At 70.8% G+C, this 15,998-nt stretch carries 11 protein-coding genes; 9 read left to right on the top strand and 2 right to left on the bottom strand.

Annotated elements, in window-relative coordinates:
* Positions 1–107: 107 nt before the first annotated feature.
* The 3 genes from L0B03_RS00055 to L0B03_RS19440 are packed head-to-tail and all read left to right on the top strand — an operon-like array spanning position 108 to position 4,098.
* Entirely contained in the window at positions 108–1,064 is a 957-nt protein-coding gene (locus tag L0B03_RS00055; RefSeq protein WP_250442500.1) for an FkbM family methyltransferase, read from the top strand.
* Complete coding sequence (locus tag L0B03_RS19445) at positions 1,061–2,623, top strand: glycosyltransferase family 1 protein (RefSeq protein WP_250442498.1); 1,563 nt, start codon at positions 1,061–1,063, stop codon at positions 2,621–2,623. The genes L0B03_RS00055 and L0B03_RS19445 overlap by 4 nt, the downstream gene beginning before the upstream one ends.
* Positions 2,614–4,098, top strand: a complete 1,485-nt coding sequence (locus tag L0B03_RS19440; protein WP_250442496.1) for a glycosyltransferase — start codon at positions 2,614–2,616, stop codon at positions 4,096–4,098. The genes L0B03_RS19445 and L0B03_RS19440 overlap by 10 nt, the downstream gene beginning before the upstream one ends.
* Positions 4,099–4,158: 60 nt before the next feature.
* Here L0B03_RS19440 and L0B03_RS00040 read toward each other — a convergent pair whose 3' ends face one another.
* The gene (locus tag L0B03_RS00040; RefSeq protein ID WP_250442494.1) at positions 4,159–6,099 is read right to left on the bottom strand and encodes a DUF4214 domain-containing protein; all 1,941 of its coding nucleotides are present in this window, start codon (positions 6,097–6,099) and stop codon (positions 4,159–4,161) included.
* A gap of 189 nt (positions 6,100–6,288) precedes the next feature.
* Between L0B03_RS00040 and L0B03_RS00035 the strand changes: the two genes are divergently transcribed.
* From L0B03_RS00035 to L0B03_RS00020, 4 genes are all read left to right on the top strand, one after another.
* Positions 6,289–7,191: an ABC transporter permease gene (locus L0B03_RS00035; RefSeq protein WP_250442492.1), complete on the top strand. Its 903-nt coding sequence runs from the start codon at positions 6,289–6,291 to the stop codon at positions 7,189–7,191.
* Positions 7,191–8,402: an ABC transporter ATP-binding protein gene (locus L0B03_RS00030; protein ID WP_250442491.1), complete on the top strand. Its 1,212-nt coding sequence runs from the start codon at positions 7,191–7,193 to the stop codon at positions 8,400–8,402. The genes L0B03_RS00035 and L0B03_RS00030 overlap by 1 nt, the downstream gene beginning before the upstream one ends.
* Before the next feature lie 77 nt (positions 8,403–8,479).
* Positions 8,480–10,483 (top strand): hypothetical protein, encoded by a 2,004-nt coding sequence (locus tag L0B03_RS00025; protein WP_250442489.1) that lies wholly within the window; start codon positions 8,480–8,482, stop codon positions 10,481–10,483.
* A gap of 59 nt (positions 10,484–10,542) precedes the next feature.
* Complete coding sequence (locus tag L0B03_RS00020) at positions 10,543–10,905, top strand: hypothetical protein (protein ID WP_250442487.1); 363 nt, start codon at positions 10,543–10,545, stop codon at positions 10,903–10,905.
* A gap of 146 nt (positions 10,906–11,051) precedes the next feature.
* Here the strand turns inward: L0B03_RS00020 and L0B03_RS19435 are convergent, their stop codons facing one another.
* The gene (locus L0B03_RS19435) at positions 11,052–13,238 is read right to left on the bottom strand and encodes a DUF4214 domain-containing protein (RefSeq protein WP_250442484.1); all 2,187 of its coding nucleotides are present in this window, start codon (positions 13,236–13,238) and stop codon (positions 11,052–11,054) included.
* A gap of 209 nt (positions 13,239–13,447) precedes the next feature.
* Between L0B03_RS19435 and rfbB the strand changes: the two genes are divergently transcribed.
* Together rfbB and L0B03_RS00005 are read left to right on the top strand one after the other, a co-directional pair.
* The gene (rfbB, locus tag L0B03_RS00010) at positions 13,448–14,443 is read left to right on the top strand and encodes a dTDP-glucose 4,6-dehydratase (protein ID WP_250442482.1); all 996 of its coding nucleotides are present in this window, start codon (positions 13,448–13,450) and stop codon (positions 14,441–14,443) included.
* A 132-nt stretch (positions 14,444–14,575) separates the two neighbouring features.
* Positions 14,576–15,817, top strand: a complete 1,242-nt coding sequence (locus tag L0B03_RS00005) for an LCP family protein (RefSeq protein ID WP_250442479.1) — start codon at positions 14,576–14,578, stop codon at positions 15,815–15,817.
* Positions 15,818–15,998: the final 181 nt, after the last annotated feature.

The following is a 15,998-nucleotide window of genomic DNA, read 5'->3' as shown; positions in this document are numbered from 1 at the left end:
GGAGAAGTAGAGAACGGGGCGAGCCTACCGTCCGCCGGCGGTGCGGTCAGGCCCGCCGACGGCGGCCGCAAGGGCGTGTCGAGCACGAGGACGCCTATGATCTCCGGGTGTCCGACACCCCGTTCATCTCCTACTCGCAGAACCGCGAGGACGTCGTCCTGTGGCGCGCCCTCGGACAGGTTCCCGACGGCCGCTACCTCGAGGTGGGGGCGAACCACCCTCGGGACGACTCCGTGAGCAGGGCCTTCTACGACCGAGGCTGGAGCGGCATCACCGTCGAGCCCGTCCATGCCTTCGCCGAGGCCCACCGTCTCGAGCGCCCTCGCGACACGCTCGTCCAGGCCGTCGTGACGGACGGCCCCCGTGGCGAGATCGTGCTGCACGAGGTGCCCGGCACCGGCCTCTCGTCGATCATCGACGAGGTGGGCCAGCAGCACCGCGAGGCCGGGGTCGAGGTCGTCGAACGCACCGTCCCCTCGCTACCGCTGTCCGACGTCCTGCAGGAGAACGGCGGGCTCGACCAGACGATCCACTTCATGGTCGTCGACACCGAAGGGGCCGAGGCCAAGGTGCTCCAGAGCATCGACCTCACCGTCTCCCGGCCCTGGGTGCTCGTCGTCGAGTCGACGGCACCGAACTCCTCGGTGCAGACGCACGCCGAGTGGGAGCCCCGCATCCTCGCGGCGGGGTACGAGTTCTGCCTCTTCGACGGGCTGTCGCGGTTCTACGTGGCCTCCGAGCACGCGACGACCCTCGGGCCGCGGTTGTCGTACCCCGCGTGCGTCCTGGACGCCCACGTGCCGGCAGCCGTCCACCGTGTCCTCCAGGACCGCGTCGACCTGCTCGGGCAGGTCGTCCACTGGCGCACCGAGGCGCTGACCCAGTGGGCCGGTGCGCTCAGCACGAGCGTGGCCACCACCCCGCCGAGTCGCCAGTCGGACCTCGAGGCGATCGCCCGCGCCAACGCCGAGCTCGCCGCCATCCGCAACACGCTCTCGTGGCGGATCACGCGGCCCGTCCGGCTCGCCCGCCGGACCATCGATCGGATCCGGGGCCGCTCGTGACCCCTTCCCCCCACGACCGAGAAGCACTCCTCGGTGCGCTCGACCAACGTCTCGGCGAAGCAGCTCGGGTCGCCTTCGAGCACGTCGAGCTCGACGTCGAGACCCACGGCATCCCTGGCGCACGCGCCGCGTACCTCCTGCCCCCCCTGGTGGCAGCCTGCGCGGCACCGGACCGCGCCGACCTGCGTTGGCTGCTCCTGACAGCGGCCACAGGAGCGTTCCCGCGCCTCGACGAGGTCAGGTCTTTCGGCCGCCTCGTCGAGGTGGCCCCCCTGCACGACGTCGAGTCGTGGGTCCTCGGCCGCGCCCTGGACGAGCCCCACCGCGCCAACGCCGAGCTGCACCTCGAGATCGTGGAGGACGGGGTCCTCGTGGACGTCGACCACTGCGCGCGGTACGACACCCACACCGGCATCCACCGCGTGGTCCGCGAGACGGTACCCCGGTGGGCCTCCGCTCACGGGGTCACCGCGTCAGCATGGACGGACCAGGCCTCGGCCCTGCGGACCCTGAGTCCCCGGGAGTCCGCACGCGTCTTCCAGCACGGCGAGCCCTGGCGGGCCGACCCCGACGCGGAGAGCGGCTTCGTGCCGAACCTCGTGGTCCCGTGGCGAAGCGTCGTCGTCCTGCCCGACGTCCCCAAGCCAGGCTTCAGCGACCAGCTCGCCGCCCTCGGGGCATCGAGCGGCAACACCCTGAGCATCATCGGGTACGACATGATCCCGATCACCAGCGCCGACACACGGCCTGCCCGCGACACCCTCGCGTTCGCCGAGTACCTCACCGTGGTCAAGTACGCGCACCGCGTCGCCGGCATCAGCCGCTCGGCGACCGCCGAGTTCGCCGGGTTCGCCAGCGCCGTCCGCGCCCAGGGCCTGCGCGGCCCCCGCGTCACCGAGGTCCTGCTCACCGAGGACGCTCCCCCCGCGGCACCCCAGGGGCAGGGACGGACCGCGCGAGCACGACCCTCGGTGCTGTGCATCGGCAGCCGTGAGCCGCACAAGAACCAGCGAGCCGTGCTTCACGCGGCCGAGCTGCTCTGGCGGGACGGGCTCGACTTCGACGTCCGCCTCGTCGGCGGTCAGGGATGGTCCGACGAGGTTCTGCGGCCCGTGGTGGACCGACTCCTCGCCGCGGGGCGCCCCGTCCACGACATCGGCCGGGTCAGCGAGAAGCGGCTCTGGGAAGAGCTGCGCGGCGCCGACTTCACCGTCTTCGTCTCGCTCCACGAGGGCTACGGCCTGCCGGTGTCCGAGAGCCTGGCGTGCGGGACCCCGGTCATCACGTCGAACTTCGGCAGCCAGCAGGAGATCGCCGAGCGAGGTGGCTGCGTGACCGTGGACCCGAGGAGCGATCACGACATCGCCGCAGCGATGCGGCGCCTTCTCACCGAGCCCGCGGAGCTCGACCGGCTTCGCTCCGCCGCGGCCGGTCGGGCGAGCCGGACCTGGGACACCTACGCCGAGGAGCTCTGGGACGCGTTGATCGCCCCTGCCGACATCGACGAACCCGACGAGAGCAGCTCGACGGCCGACGCCCTGGAGGCCACGTGGCTGTGAACCTACGCCGATCCCCTCGCATCCCGAGCGCGCACCTCGACGCCTGGTCCCGCCGCCTCCCCAGCGTCGTCGGCGCGTTGGCGGGCGGTCGGCCGACCCGCCGCGAGCTCGCCGGTCCGACCGACCTCGCTGCAGCCCTGCGTGGCGTCGCGGACCTGCACGACCACGGCCACGTCTGGCTCCTGCTCGCCGTGCTGACCGGCCGCCTGCCCGACGAGACGACCGTCCTGGAGACCGTCCGTGCGTGCGAGCTCGAGGACACCGCTGCCCTGTGGGAGACCCTGGCCCGAGAGACGACGGCAGCGAGCTCCACGTGGCACGTGAGGGTCGCCGTCGAGGAGGTGCTGGTCGACGTGGCCCACACCGTGTCGACGCCGCTCACCACCGGCATCCAGCGCGTCGCCCGCGAGACCGTCGGACGCTGGCTGCGTGACCAGGAGTGCACCCCCGTCGCCTGGACCCGAGACTTCGAGGCGATCCGGGAGCTGACCCCCCTCGAGCACGACCGGATCACCCTCAAGCGAGCCGCGGTCGACACCGCCGACGACGCCGAGACCACCGTCGTCGTCCCGTGGCGGGCGTCCTACGCGGTGCCAGAGCTCGCCGCCGAACCCGGGCGGAGCACTCGACTCCTCGCCCTCGCCCGCTTCTCCCCCAACCGCACGGGAGTGATCGGCTTCGACTGCGTCCCGCTGACCTCGGCCGAGACCACCGCGACCGGCTTCAGCGCGGTCTTCGCCGGCAACCTGGCCGCGGTCCGGCACTTCGACGTGGTCGCCGCCATCTCCGACGCGGCGCGCACGGAGTACCAAGGGTGGCGCTCGATGCTGGAGGCCATCGGCCAGTCCGGTCCCGACGTCGTCTCGGTCCCCCTCGCGGTCGAGGCAGCTGCCTCGAGCCCCCAGGACGTCGAGGCAGCCCGCCGAGACATGCTCGTCGGGTCGCTCCCCCTCGTGCTCGTCGTCGGCAGCCACGAGCCGCGCAAGAACCACCTCGCCATCCTCCACGCGGCCGAGACGCTCTGGCGGGACGGCGTCGAGTTCAGCCTCTCCTTCATCGGCGGCAACTCGTGGGGCAGCGAGGCCTTCACGGGTGCCCTCGCGGGGCTGCAACGAGCAGGACGACCGGTGGACGCACGGTCCCGGGCCACCGATGCCCAGCTCTGGTCCGCCTACCGGGTCGCGCGCTGCACGGTCTTCCCCTCGTTCAACGAGGGCTTCGGGCTGCCCGTCGCCGAGTCGCTCGCCGTGGGCACCCCCGCCATCACGTCCGGGTTCGGCAGCATGCTCGAGATCGCGCGAGACGGCGGGGCGCTGACGGTCGACCCGAGGGACGACCACGCCATCGCCCGTGCGATGCGCGCCTTGGTGACCGACGACGTCCTGCACGCGCGGCTCAGCGCCGCTGCCCGGGCACGCGCCCCCCGGAGCTGGGACGACTACGCCGCCGAGACCTGGGACCTGCTCGTCGGCTGAGACCCATCGGCAAAGCCGCCGGGTGGGGTGCTCGTCGGGACGACCCGACGAGCACCCCACTCAGGGGTACCGGGCGATCGCGCGGGTGCGGTACTCCTGGCTGCCGGCCATGCCGTTGCGCACTGCTCCCTCACCGCGCGAGAGGAGCACCCTCGCCCAGCTGTCCCTGCCTGCAGGGTCGGGGGCGCGCTGGAGGAACGTCTGGTAGTAGGCGCCGGCTCGGATCCGGGCGGCCTCGAAGGAGAACCAGATCGAGTCCACGACGCCGGCACGCCCGATGGTGTCCCACTTGCGGCTCCAGCTCTCCCGTTCCGCAGCGCTCGCAGGCCGGTCCAGCACGGTCTGGTAGAGCCGCGCGACGTAGCCCGAGCGTGTGCCGCCGGCGCGGGTGTAGTACTCGGTGCTGTCGTAGAAGCGTCGCTGGACGTCGTCGACCGTGGCCGACCCTCGACGGATCCTCTGCAGCCAGTTGTTCGCCCCGACCGGGTCGGGCTCCCTCAGGAGCACCTCGCGGTACGCCCGGGCCACCCGCAACCGGATGTACTCGTCGCTTCGCGTCAGCGTGCTGACGAGCTCGGACTGGCTCGTCCCCGACATCAGCTTGTTCGACCAGGTCCGCAGACCGGTCGGGTCCGCACCACGGCCGAGCAGGTCCTGGTAGAGCGCCTTCACGACAGCCTGGGCGTGGGCCGGACTGACCAGCGAGACGGTGAACCAGTCGCTGCGGAAGGTCACCCCCGGGACGGCGTTGAGGGCCGAGCGGAACTGGTCGCCCGTGAGGGTGCGCGTAGCTCCGTTGACGTCCCGGGCCACGATCTCCCGGACCCGGCCCCCGTCCGCACCAAGACCGTTGCGCGCGGTCACGGTGAGCGAACGGATCGTCCCCATGCCCAGCGCCGAGCCCACCGTGCTGAGCGGGACGCTCAGGGTCCACGTGTGGTTCGGGTTCTGCGCCACCGAGTCGCCGTCGTCACGGACCGCGGGGAAGGCACCTCCGGCCGTCCAACCGCCGGTCGAGGAGCTGAACTCGGTCCGCAACGGGGCCGTGCTCCCCGGCAGGACCCTGACCTGCCCTCGGGTGTCGTCGACCGCCCGGTTCGTGTTGGTCTCCTCGAGGGACTGGCGTGCCCCCCCGTTCGGCTGCCACGCGCTGCCGCCGTACACCTGGCACGCCGTCGTGTCGCAGGTCTTGGCGCCCGAGGGCCGGGTCCCCGACAGTGCGTAGCTGCGGGCAGCGACGGCCTGCGCGCGCAGGGCATGCATCCCGCGCGCGGTGCTGCCCCAGGACGCAGGGGACTCGCGCGGCACGACACCGCGCAGGTAGTCCTCGACCGAGACGTTGTTGAAGGTCGTCTGGGCGCCGCTCGTCCGGTGCGGCTGGACGGTCATCGTGCCTCGGTAGAAGCGCTGGCCCGTCGACTCGCACAGGCGCAGGTATCGGTCGGGACTGGCCTGGGACGTGGTGGCCAGCGTGACCTTGGTGGGGCGCCCGCTCCGTGTGGTCCAGGGCTGCGAGGTCGCGCAGCTCGACCCGGTACGGACGGTGTAGGTCCCGTCCTGGTTCCGGATCACCCGGACGGCCGTCCCCGCCGCGGTGGCGTCGGGGATCGTGACCCCGTTGATCCTCAGCCCCCGTGCCATGACGCGAAGCTCCTTGCCAGCGAGGGCCATGAGCTCGACGTCGATCGCACCCCCCGACGCGGTCCCCATCGTCGTGTTGCTGTAGTAGTGGTCGAGGATCCGCTGGTAGCCCCACCCGTGGACCGTCGCGTACCCGTAGGCACCGTACTGGCCCATCCCGCGGCCGTGCCCCCACCCTCGGCCGACGAACGTCGCCTGGTTGGACGGGCTCGCCGCCAGCACGTCCTGGGACGTCGCGGCAGGGGCTGGGGCAGTCGCCGTCGGCTCGGCTGCACCCGCGGGACCTCCCGTGGCACCGAGCAGGGTGAGGACCAGCGCAGCGACGAGCGCGCGCTGACCCGATCGACGGTGCACCTGCATGACAGCTCCACGGGTCCTAGGCATCCTTGCCATTGGACCACGAGCCACCGCGCGTCACTCAGAGGCACGACCCCGGAGCTGGGCAGGCCCGCCGGATTCACCCGATCGGCGGGTCTAGGCTCTGCCGAAGGTAAGGTGACTCGCTGGCCCGGGCGCCAGCACGCCCCAGCGTCCGTCGACAGGGAGCACATGAACGATCATCGGAGTGCGCGGAGCTCGGCGCTCGCCTCAGAGCCCCTCCGCATCGCGGGGCCTCGACCGGGCTTCGTCGTCGGGACGCTGCAGTCGATCCGGGACATCCACGCCCAGCGAGAGCTGCTCGGGATGCTGACGCGACGCGAGCTCAAGGCCAAGTACAAGGACAGCACCCTCGGGTTCCTCTGGAGCCTGCTCAAGCCCCTCGCCCTGCTGCTGATCTACTACGTGGCGATCGGTCGGTTCCTCGGTGCCGCCCGCGAGATCCCCGACTTCGCGGTCTTCATCTACGCAGGGCTCACGGCCTGGACCCTCTACTCCGAAATCATCGCCAGCGGCACCGCCTCGATCGTCGTGAACGCCGGACTCATCAAGAAGGTCTACCTCCCACGTGAGGTCTTCCCGCTCAGCGTGGTGGGCTCGGCCCTCTTCAACTTCACCATCCAGCTGGGCGTGCTGGTCGCCGCGACCGTCGCCGTCGGCGCCTTCCCGACCGGCAGCCGTTGGCTGTACCTGCCGCTCTCCCTGGCCGTGCTGCTCGTCCTCGCGACCGCCGCCGCCTTCCTCCTCTCAGCGGTCAACGTGTACCTGCGTGACGTGCAGTACCTCGTCGAGATCCTGCTCATGATCTTCTTCTGGGCCTCCCCCATCGTGTACTCGTGGGCACTCGCCTCGGGCGAGATCGGCCGCTGGCTCCAGGAGCTCTACCTGGCCAACCCGATGACGCTGGTGATCCTCGGTTTCCAGGAGACCTTCTGGGTCTCGGGGGACGGTGAGCTCAAGCCCGACCACCTCGCCGAGCGGCTCGGGGTCGCGCTGCTCGTCGGCATCCTCCTCCTGTGGCTGTGCCAACGAGTGTTCGCGCGCCTGCAGGCCAACTTCGCCCAGGAGCTGTGATGAGCGCGACCACCGTCGTCAAGATCGAGAAGGTCTCCAAGCGCTTCATCATCCGCAAGGAGAAGTCGCTCAAGGAGCGCCTGGTCAACTTCGGTCGATCCAACCTGCACAAGGACGACTTCTGGGCCCTGCGCGACATCGACCTCGACATCACCTCGGGATCGACGATCGGCCTGATCGGCGCCAACGGGTCGGGGAAGAGCACGCTGCTCAAGATGATCGGCGGCATCCTGCAGCCGACGTCCGGGACCGTGCATCTCCGGGGCCGTCTCGCGGCCCTCCTCGAGCTCGGCGCCGGGTTCCACCCCGACCTCACCGGCCGGGAGAACGTGTACCTCAACGCGTCGATCCTGGGCCTGAGCCGCGCGCAGACGGACAAGCACTTCGACGCGATCGTGGACTTCTCCGGGATCGAGAGATTCATCGACACCCAGGTCAAGTTCTACTCGTCGGGCATGTACGTCCGGCTCGCCTTCGCCGTGGCCGTGCACGTCGACCCGGACATCCTGCTCGTGGACGAGGTCCTCGCGGTCGGCGACGAGCCGTTCCAGCGCAAGTGCATGGACCGTATCCGCGGCTTCCAGCACGAAGGTCGAACGATCGTCCTGGTCACGCACTCGCTCGACCAGGTGGCCGAGCTGTGCGATCGCGCCGTCGTGCTCGAGCACGGCGCGATCATCGCCGACGGCGAGCCCCGCGAAGCCCTCCGTACGCTGCGTGGCGAGTTCGAGCACACGCGCCAGGAGGAGATCGCACGCGAGCAGGAGGCCGGGCAGGAGGCCGGGAGCCTCCCCACCTCCAAGGCGCGCGTCGAGGCGATCAGGCTCATGGGCGAGGACGGCACGCCGGTCTCGGAGATCTCTCCCGGTCAGGACCTGAGGATCGGCCTGACCCTCCAGGCCGACGAACGCGTCGATCAGCCGATCATCGGCGTCGGCATCGACACCCCGCTCGGTCAGAACGTCTTCGGCACCAACACCAAGCTCCTCGGCCGACGGCTCGACAGCTTGTCGGGCCGGAAGGAGGTCGAGTTCCGCCTCCCCGGGCTGCAGCTGGGAGAAGGTGCGTACACCGTGCACGGTGCGATCGCCGCCGACTCCGGCGCAGAGCTGCATCGCCTCATCGAGGGAGCGCAGTTCACCGTCACGACCGGAGGCGGGAGCGTCGGCTTCGTCTGGACCCAGGCGGAGTTCGCGGGCTCACCCACATGACGACGCCGGGGTCCGGTGACGCGCCGAGAACCACCGAGGTGACGGGCCCCGGTCGAGGGATGCTCGGCCGAGGCCTGATGAGCACGCCCGACCGGCTCATCATGCTGCTCTTCTGGACCAGTCTGGTGGTCACGGTCACCGTCCTGCCGGGTGTCTTCACCCCGTGGCTCGTCGCTCCGCTCCTGCTCGTGGCCGTCGCTGCGACGTGGCGCCTGATGCCCGCCCCCCTCCAGGCCGACCGCGCAGGCCTGCTCGGGGCGGGCGTCGCCCTGGTCCTCACCCTCGGGTGGATCGCTGCGCACCTCCCCTACACCTCGCGCTACGTGACCGTCACACGGGACCCGGGCTTCCTGACGCTCGAGGGCATCTGGCTCAGCAACCACTCGCACCCCGGCATCCCCATGGGTTCAGCCTTGGAGGTGCAGGACGCCCTCCAGCCCGTCATGCCCGAGCTGTATGCCTGGACCGGCGCCTACTTCCCGGCCGACGGCGTCCTCCACGCCCAGGGCGCCAAGCTGCTCCCTGGCTTGCTCGCCCTCGGCGGGTGGGTCGGGGGGGAGACCGCCGTGCTCGCGGGGAACCTCCTGCTCGGCTCCCTGGGGCTGCTCGCGGTCTACGCCCTCAGCCGCCGGATCGTCGGGCCGCTCTGGGCCCTCCTGCCCATGGCAGCCCTCGGCGCATCGATGCCCATGGGGGTCTTCTCCCGTGCGGCCTACACCGAGCCGGTGACGGTCGCCTTCGCCTTCGGCGGCCTCATGATGTCGTGGTCTGCCTTCTCGACACGCACCTGGTGGCGCCATGTGATCGCGGCAGGCATGATCGGCGCGATCGCCCTGGTGCGCATCGACGGAAGTGCCGTGGTGATCGGCCTGATCGCCGGCATGGCTCTCGCGGCCGCAGCACCGGTCGCCCCGCGGCCACGACGGGCGATGCAGCGCAACCTGGTCCTGGTGACGCTGACCGCCCTCGCTCTGGTCGGGCTGGGCTACCTCGACCTCAGGCTCCACAGCCCCGGCTACCTGGCGGACCTCGGTCCGCGCTTCAGCATGCTGACCGCCGCGCTCATGGCCACCGTCGTCGTCGGCATGGCGCTCGCACTCCCTCCCGTCTGGACACCGGTGCGTCGTGCAGCCCTCCGGCACCGCAGGACGCTCGGGATCGGGGCAGCCCTGCTCGTCGTCGTGGTCGCCGCGGTCCTGACGAGCCGCCCGTTGTGGTTCACCGGGAACAACATCGTGGAGGGCTCGCCCTACTCGATGCTGGTGCAGGGCCTGCAGGCGCGGGAGGGCCTCGAGCCGAACCCGACGGCGAGCTACGACCAGAACTCCGTCACGTGGCAGTCCTGGTACTTCGGGTGGCCGATGGTCGTGCTGGCCTTCGCGGGCCTCGCCCTGGTCGCTTACCGGGCCTTCGCCCGTCGCGACGGCCGCTACCTCGTGCTCCTCGCCGTCGTCGCCGCCCCCTCGGCCCTCTACCTGTGGCGTGTCAGCATCACCCCCGATCACATCTGGGCGATGCGCCGCTTCTTGCCCCTCACGATCCCCGGCTTCCTGATCATGGCCACGATCGCGCTCGCCGCGCTCTGGGCCGCCCGGCGAATCTGGACCCGGGCCCTCGCGGGGACCCTCGCCGTCGCCGTCGCGGCGCACCCCCTGACCACGTGGGGCGACCTCTACACCGTGCCCGAGCAGGGAGGTCGTTGGGGCCAGCTCCAGGCGGTCTGCGCAGGGATCCAAGGTGACCGGGCGCTGCTCATCCGTGCTGGCGGCCCCCCGTACCTCGAGTCATTGCGCAGCGCCTGCGATGTCGAGGTGGTGGAACTTCGTCGGCTCCCCAACCAGGAGGACCTGGCCCTCATCCGGCAGAGCTGGGGAGGCACTGACCTCGACGTGGTGGCCTTCGACGAGGACGCTCTGCGGGGGCCGGATGGCGAGCCGATCAGCTCGCTGGCGACGCACGGCACGTCCAACTGGACCTACGCGCTGTCCCACCTGCCGCGAGAGGCCGTGCTCGGTGTCTCGCAGGTGTGGGTCGGCACGATTCAGGAGGACGGAAGCGTCATCCCGGTGGACGTGGGATAGAACTAGGGCTTTTCTCCCGAGGTCGCGATGCTCATCGGTCGCCGGAGTACCGTGCCGCTATGACGAGCGAGGACGTCCAGGACTACTGCGACTGGTGCTACGGCCCGCTGACGGACCACTCCCGGACGAGGTCTCGGTGGCTGGGCCTGTCCATCGAGGACGCGTGGGCGTGCGCGGAGTGTCTGCAGGCTGGCCGCTATCGCGTCCCGCCTGACCCCTGGATCGGCCCTCCCGAAGAGTGGCTCGCACGGGACCAGTACATCCTCAGCGCTGACGATCGGCTCGCGGTCGCCAACGCGTTGAACGAGGTCCTTCACGGCCCGGGCGCGGTCGATGATCGTGAGTTCCACGCGCGACTAGGTGTCTCGCGCGCCAGCGCCCTTCAGACGCACCGGCACATCGGCGCCGACGGACTCTCCTGATCCACTCAGCGCCAGGGAGCCGTCTTCGGGTGCCTTCTCATGGTGTGCGCAGCCGGGTGATGATCGCGGCCAGGACGGCGGATCCTCGTCGTCGGGGACACGACGGTCCGTGTCTCGACCTCACCTCACGGTGGGCACGACACAGGTCAGGGGTAGCGAGCGATCGCGCGGTTGCGGTACTCGTTGCTCCCGGCGATCCCGGTCCGCACCGCCCCCTCGCCCTTGCCGAGGAGGACACGCCCCCACATCGCACGACCGGCGCCGTCCGGGGATCGCTTCAGGAACACCTGGTAATAGCTCCCCGCGCGGTTGCGAGCCGCCTCCTGCGAGAACCAGATCTGGTCGACGACCCACGAGCGGCCGCGCTCGTCGATCCGCGCCGTCCACATCGAGACCTCGGAGGCCGCGGCCCGACGACCGAGGATGGACTGGTACATGTTCGCCACGTACCCCCTCGTCGTCCCCCCTGACCTCGTCATGAACTCGGTCGTGTCGAAGAACTGCCGCTGCACCTCGTCCACGCGCGCCGGTTCAGCGCGGATGCGCCGGAGCCAGTCAGCAGCTCCGCGGGCGTCCGGCTCGCGCCCGAGAACCTCGACGTAGGCCTGGCGGACGCGGATGTTGATGTACTCGTCGCTTCGCGTCAAGACGCTGACGAGCTCGGGCTGGTCGTTGCTGCGCGCCAACCGCGAGGACCACGTCGACAACCCCTTCGGGTCGACGCCTCGCCCGAGAAGGTCCCTGTAGAGCGCCTTGACGATCGACTCGGACGCCGGCAGGCGCGTCGCGTAGGAGTAGGTCGACGCATAGGTGGCGGCCATCGAGCGGATGCTGGGCAGCGCTGCGTAGCCGCCAGCACCGGGGCAGGCCGTGTACGAGACGGTCCCGTGCCCGAAGACGCGAGGGAGCGAGACCGTCTGGTTGGTGTATCGAGAGTTCTGGCCCGCGCCAGTCCGGTAGCTCATCGACGTCGCAGGATTGACACCGTAGGCGCCGAGGCGCCACCCGATCACCTGCGCGACCGATCGCTCCGTCGCAGCGGACGGGCGAGAGCCGTAGGTCCCAAGCATCGACACGCCCACGGTCCCGGTGTTGAACCCGCCGGCGTGGACGCCGATCACGGGCTGGCTGCCGCTGCGGGCGCGGCCCTCGTAGATGTTGCCCCACTTGTCGACGATGTAGTTGTAGCCGATGTCGCACCAGCCGCGGCCGTTGATGTGGTAGGCCGCGTCGTTGCGGATCTGCTGCATGGCCTGCGCCTGCGTCGAGTAGGCATTGCTACCGGCCGTGTGGTGCAAGACCGCACCGACCAACGAGGAGGCGACCGCGGGCCGGCAGGTCTGGGCAGGCGCTCCCCAGGTCGAGCGTTGCACGATCCTCGGTGCGGCAGGCGCCGCGGCGAGCACGCCGCCGGAGTAGAAGGCGTTGGAGACAACGGCGTCCGCCGGAGAGGCGGACGTGGCGACGTCCCCGGTCGTCGCGTCGAGCGGCTCCTCCTCCGAGGAGACCAGTGCGAGGGTCAGCCCCTCGGGGCCGGCGGCGTCCTGCGCGGCGACGGAGAGCTGGACGGCATCAGCATCCCCCACCCAGACGGGGTCGGTGCCGGCCCTCAGGGCCTGCTCGGCGTCAGGAGTTCCCTCGTCCGGCGAGTCATCAGCCGTCTCGAGGGCGATCCAGGTCCCCCACTCCCCCTCGGACCTCGTGCGGACCTGCACGTCAAGGCCATCGATGTCCGCACCTCCTGACCAGGTCAGGCCCAGGGTCTGGAACTCCTCGGTCTCGACGACCTCGCTCGTGACGCGGTCGTCGAGCTCGCTCGGCGTCGCGACGAGCACGTCGGCGTCCTCGCCCCCCGCGACGGACGAGGGCGCGAGGGCCCGGGAAGGCTCGCGCTCCGGCGCCAGGTCCCCGTCTCCGCTGCCTTCCTCCTCGGTCGCCCTCTCGTCCGTCAGGTCGGCCGACTGCTCCTCGGTCGCGGGCTCTTCGGTCGCCGTGTCCTCGCCCGAGGTGGTCAGTGGATCCTCGGCCGCGGGCGCCTCGGTGACCTCCTCCTCGGCGAGCTGTGCCAACTCCTCCTCGGAGGCCACCACGACGGAGAGCTCCTCGAGCTCGACCGAGCCCTCGGCCGGCGCCAGTCCGCCCGTCCCCTCCTCGACGGCCAGGTCCTCCTCGATCACGGTGTCCCCTGCGACCGCGGCGCCCTCGCTCGTCGGCGTCAGGGCGGTCCCGGCGGTGTCGGTGACGGCGTCCGGCGTCGTCGGGGCAGGCGCAGCAGGGACACCCACACCTACAGTGAGGGAAAGGACGAAGGAGAGGGCGAAGCGAAGAAGCACGGCACATCCCAGGCTCGAGAGGAATCTAGGGGAGTGTCAGTCCCCGGTGACCTGCGGTCAAGCATCTCAGCACCGCGTGACCGAAGCGTCCGTGTATGCCCGGCGGAAGTCACCCGCTCCGTGCCACGTCTGGCGAGCTCCGCCATGAACCGCCCGCGCCCTGCGGCGCTAGCATGGCAACCCACCCATCCCTGCTTCGGAGGTTCTCCGTGCGTCTTCTCGTGACCGGCGGAGCCGGCTTCATCGGCTCGAACTTCGTTCACCTGACCGTGCGTGAGCGACCCGACGTCGAGGTCACCGTGCTCGACGCCCTGACCTACGCCGGGGACCGTGCGAGCCTCGCCCCCGTCGCGGACCGCATCACCTTCGTCGAGGGCGACATCGCCGACGCCGAGCTGGTGGACCGGCTGGTCGGCGCGGCCGACCTGGTCATCCACTTCGCGGCCGAGTCGCACAACGACAACTCGTTGTCGAACCCGTGGCCCTTCGTCCAGACCAACGTGGTGGGCACGTACACGCTGCTCGAGGCCGTGCGCCGGCACGAGGTGCGCTACCACCACATCTCGACCGACGAGGTCTACGGCGACCTGGAGCTCGACGACCCGGCCAAGTTCACGCCTGAGACGCCGTACAACCCTTCGAGCCCGTACTCCTCCACCAAGGCGGCCTCGGACCTCCTGGTCCGCGCCTGGGTGCGGTCCTTCGGGGTGCAGGCGACCATCTCCAACTGCTCGAACAACTACGGCCCGTACCAGCACGTCGAGAAGTTCATCCCGCGCCAGGTCACCAACGTGATCGACAGGGTGCGCCCCAAGCTGTACGGCACCGGGGAGAACGTCCGGGACTGGATCCACGTCGAGGACCACAACACCGCGGTGTGGGCGATCGTCGAGCGCGGGCGGATCGGCGAGACGTACCTGATCGGTGCCGAGGGCGAGGAGAACAACCGCTCGGTGGTCGAGCTGATCCTCGAGCTCACGGGGCAGTCCTCCGACGCCTACGACCTGGTCAGCGACCGGCCCGGGCACGACATGCGCTACGCGATCGACGCGACCCGCCTGCGCACCGAGCTCGGCTGGGAGCCGCGGTACGCGAGCTTCCGCGACGGGCTCGCCGCCACGATCGACTGGTACCGCGCCAACGAGGCCTGGTGGCGCCCCCAGAAGGACGCCACCGAGGCCAAGTACGCCCAGCTCGGACGCTGAGGCTGCCGCCGGCCGGGGTGACGAGCGCCGTCGCTCGCCGCCCCGACCTGCGAGATCCTCCACGACTCCTCCACGACGCAACCGGGTGAGGTCCACCCAACAGCGCCAGGTGCCGCCCTATGCTCGGTCCCTGTGACCCCCCGCCACGCCTCCTCAGGGCGCCCCCGCGCCGTGCGCCACGCCCGTAGCGCGCGCCGCCACCCGGTGCGCTTCGTCGTCGCCCTGGCACTGGTGGGCGTCCTGTCCTTCGCCGGGACGGGCGCCGCGACGGCGTACCTGCGGCTGCAGGGCAACATCGACTCCGCGGACGTGGACGACCTCCTCGGTGAGGACCGCCCCGAGGCGGCTGCGGCCCCGGACCCCAACGACCCCAACCAGGGGACGGCGCTGAACATCCTCGTCATGGGCACCGACACCCGTGACGGCATCGAGGAGATGGAGGGGGACGGGGAGGCCGGTCAGCACTCCGACACCACGATCGTCGTCCATGTCTCGGCTGACCGGCAGCGCGTCGAGATGGTCTCGATCCCCCGCGACTCCCTCGTCGAGATCCCCTCGTGCACGCGCTCGGACGGCTCGACCTCCTACGCGCAGTCCAACGCGATGTTCAACTCGGCCTTCACCATCGGCAGCCAGTCCGGGGAGACCACCGATGCCGCCGCGTGCACCATCCGCACGGTCGAGCAGAACACCGGGGTGCGGATCGACGAGTTCGTCGTGGTCGACATGGCCGGGTTCATCGACATGGTCGACGCCCTCGGCGGCATCCCGATCTGCCTCCCTGAGCCGATCGACTCCCCCAAGGCGAACAACCTGGTGCTCGAGGCCGGCCAGCAGACCCTCGACGGGAGCACAGCCCTGAACTACGCCCGCGCCCGCACGGGCGAGGGCCTGGACGGCTCGGACACCGGCCGGATCACCCGGCAGCAGCGCCTCATCGCCGCCACGGCCAACAGCGTGCTGTCCAAGAACCTGCTGACCGACGTGCCTGAGCTCGTCCGCTTCCTCAACGCCGTGACCCGCTCGTTGACCGTGAGCGACGGGATCTCCTCGATCCCGGACCTCAGCGGCCTGGCGTTCAGCCTCCGGAACGTCCCGAGTGGCATCATCACCTTCATGACGATCCCCTTCGGCGCCGCGCCCTCGGACCCCAACCGCGTGGTGTGGACCCCCGAGGCCGCCGACGTGTGGGCCCGCATCGCCGAGGACCGGCCCCTGCAGGACGAGGAGCCCGAGGCCCCGGACACGACCGAGGACCAGGGTTCCGGCGGAACCACCTCGCCCCCCGAGGAGGCCGGCGAGCCGGAGGACACCACCGACCTCGAGGATCGCGACTCCTTCAACGCGGCGGACCTCGAGACGGTCTGCGGCTGAGCCCCATGAGCGACGACGAGCGTCCCCGCCCTCACCGACGCAGCACCCGGGGCTCCGGCGAGGACCAGGGGCCCGCCCCTCAGCAGACCCCTCCCACCTTCGCGCCGAGCAGCCGTACCCGGCCTGCGGCCCCCCGCCGCCAGGGCGGCCCCGACCCGATCGTGGTCGGCGGGACCGGACG

This window comes from Actinotalea sp. C106, assembly GCF_023630195.1.
GTDB lineage: Bacteria > Actinomycetota > Actinomycetes > Actinomycetales > Cellulomonadaceae > Actinotalea.
This window is presented reverse-complemented; position numbering and strand designations above follow the sequence as displayed.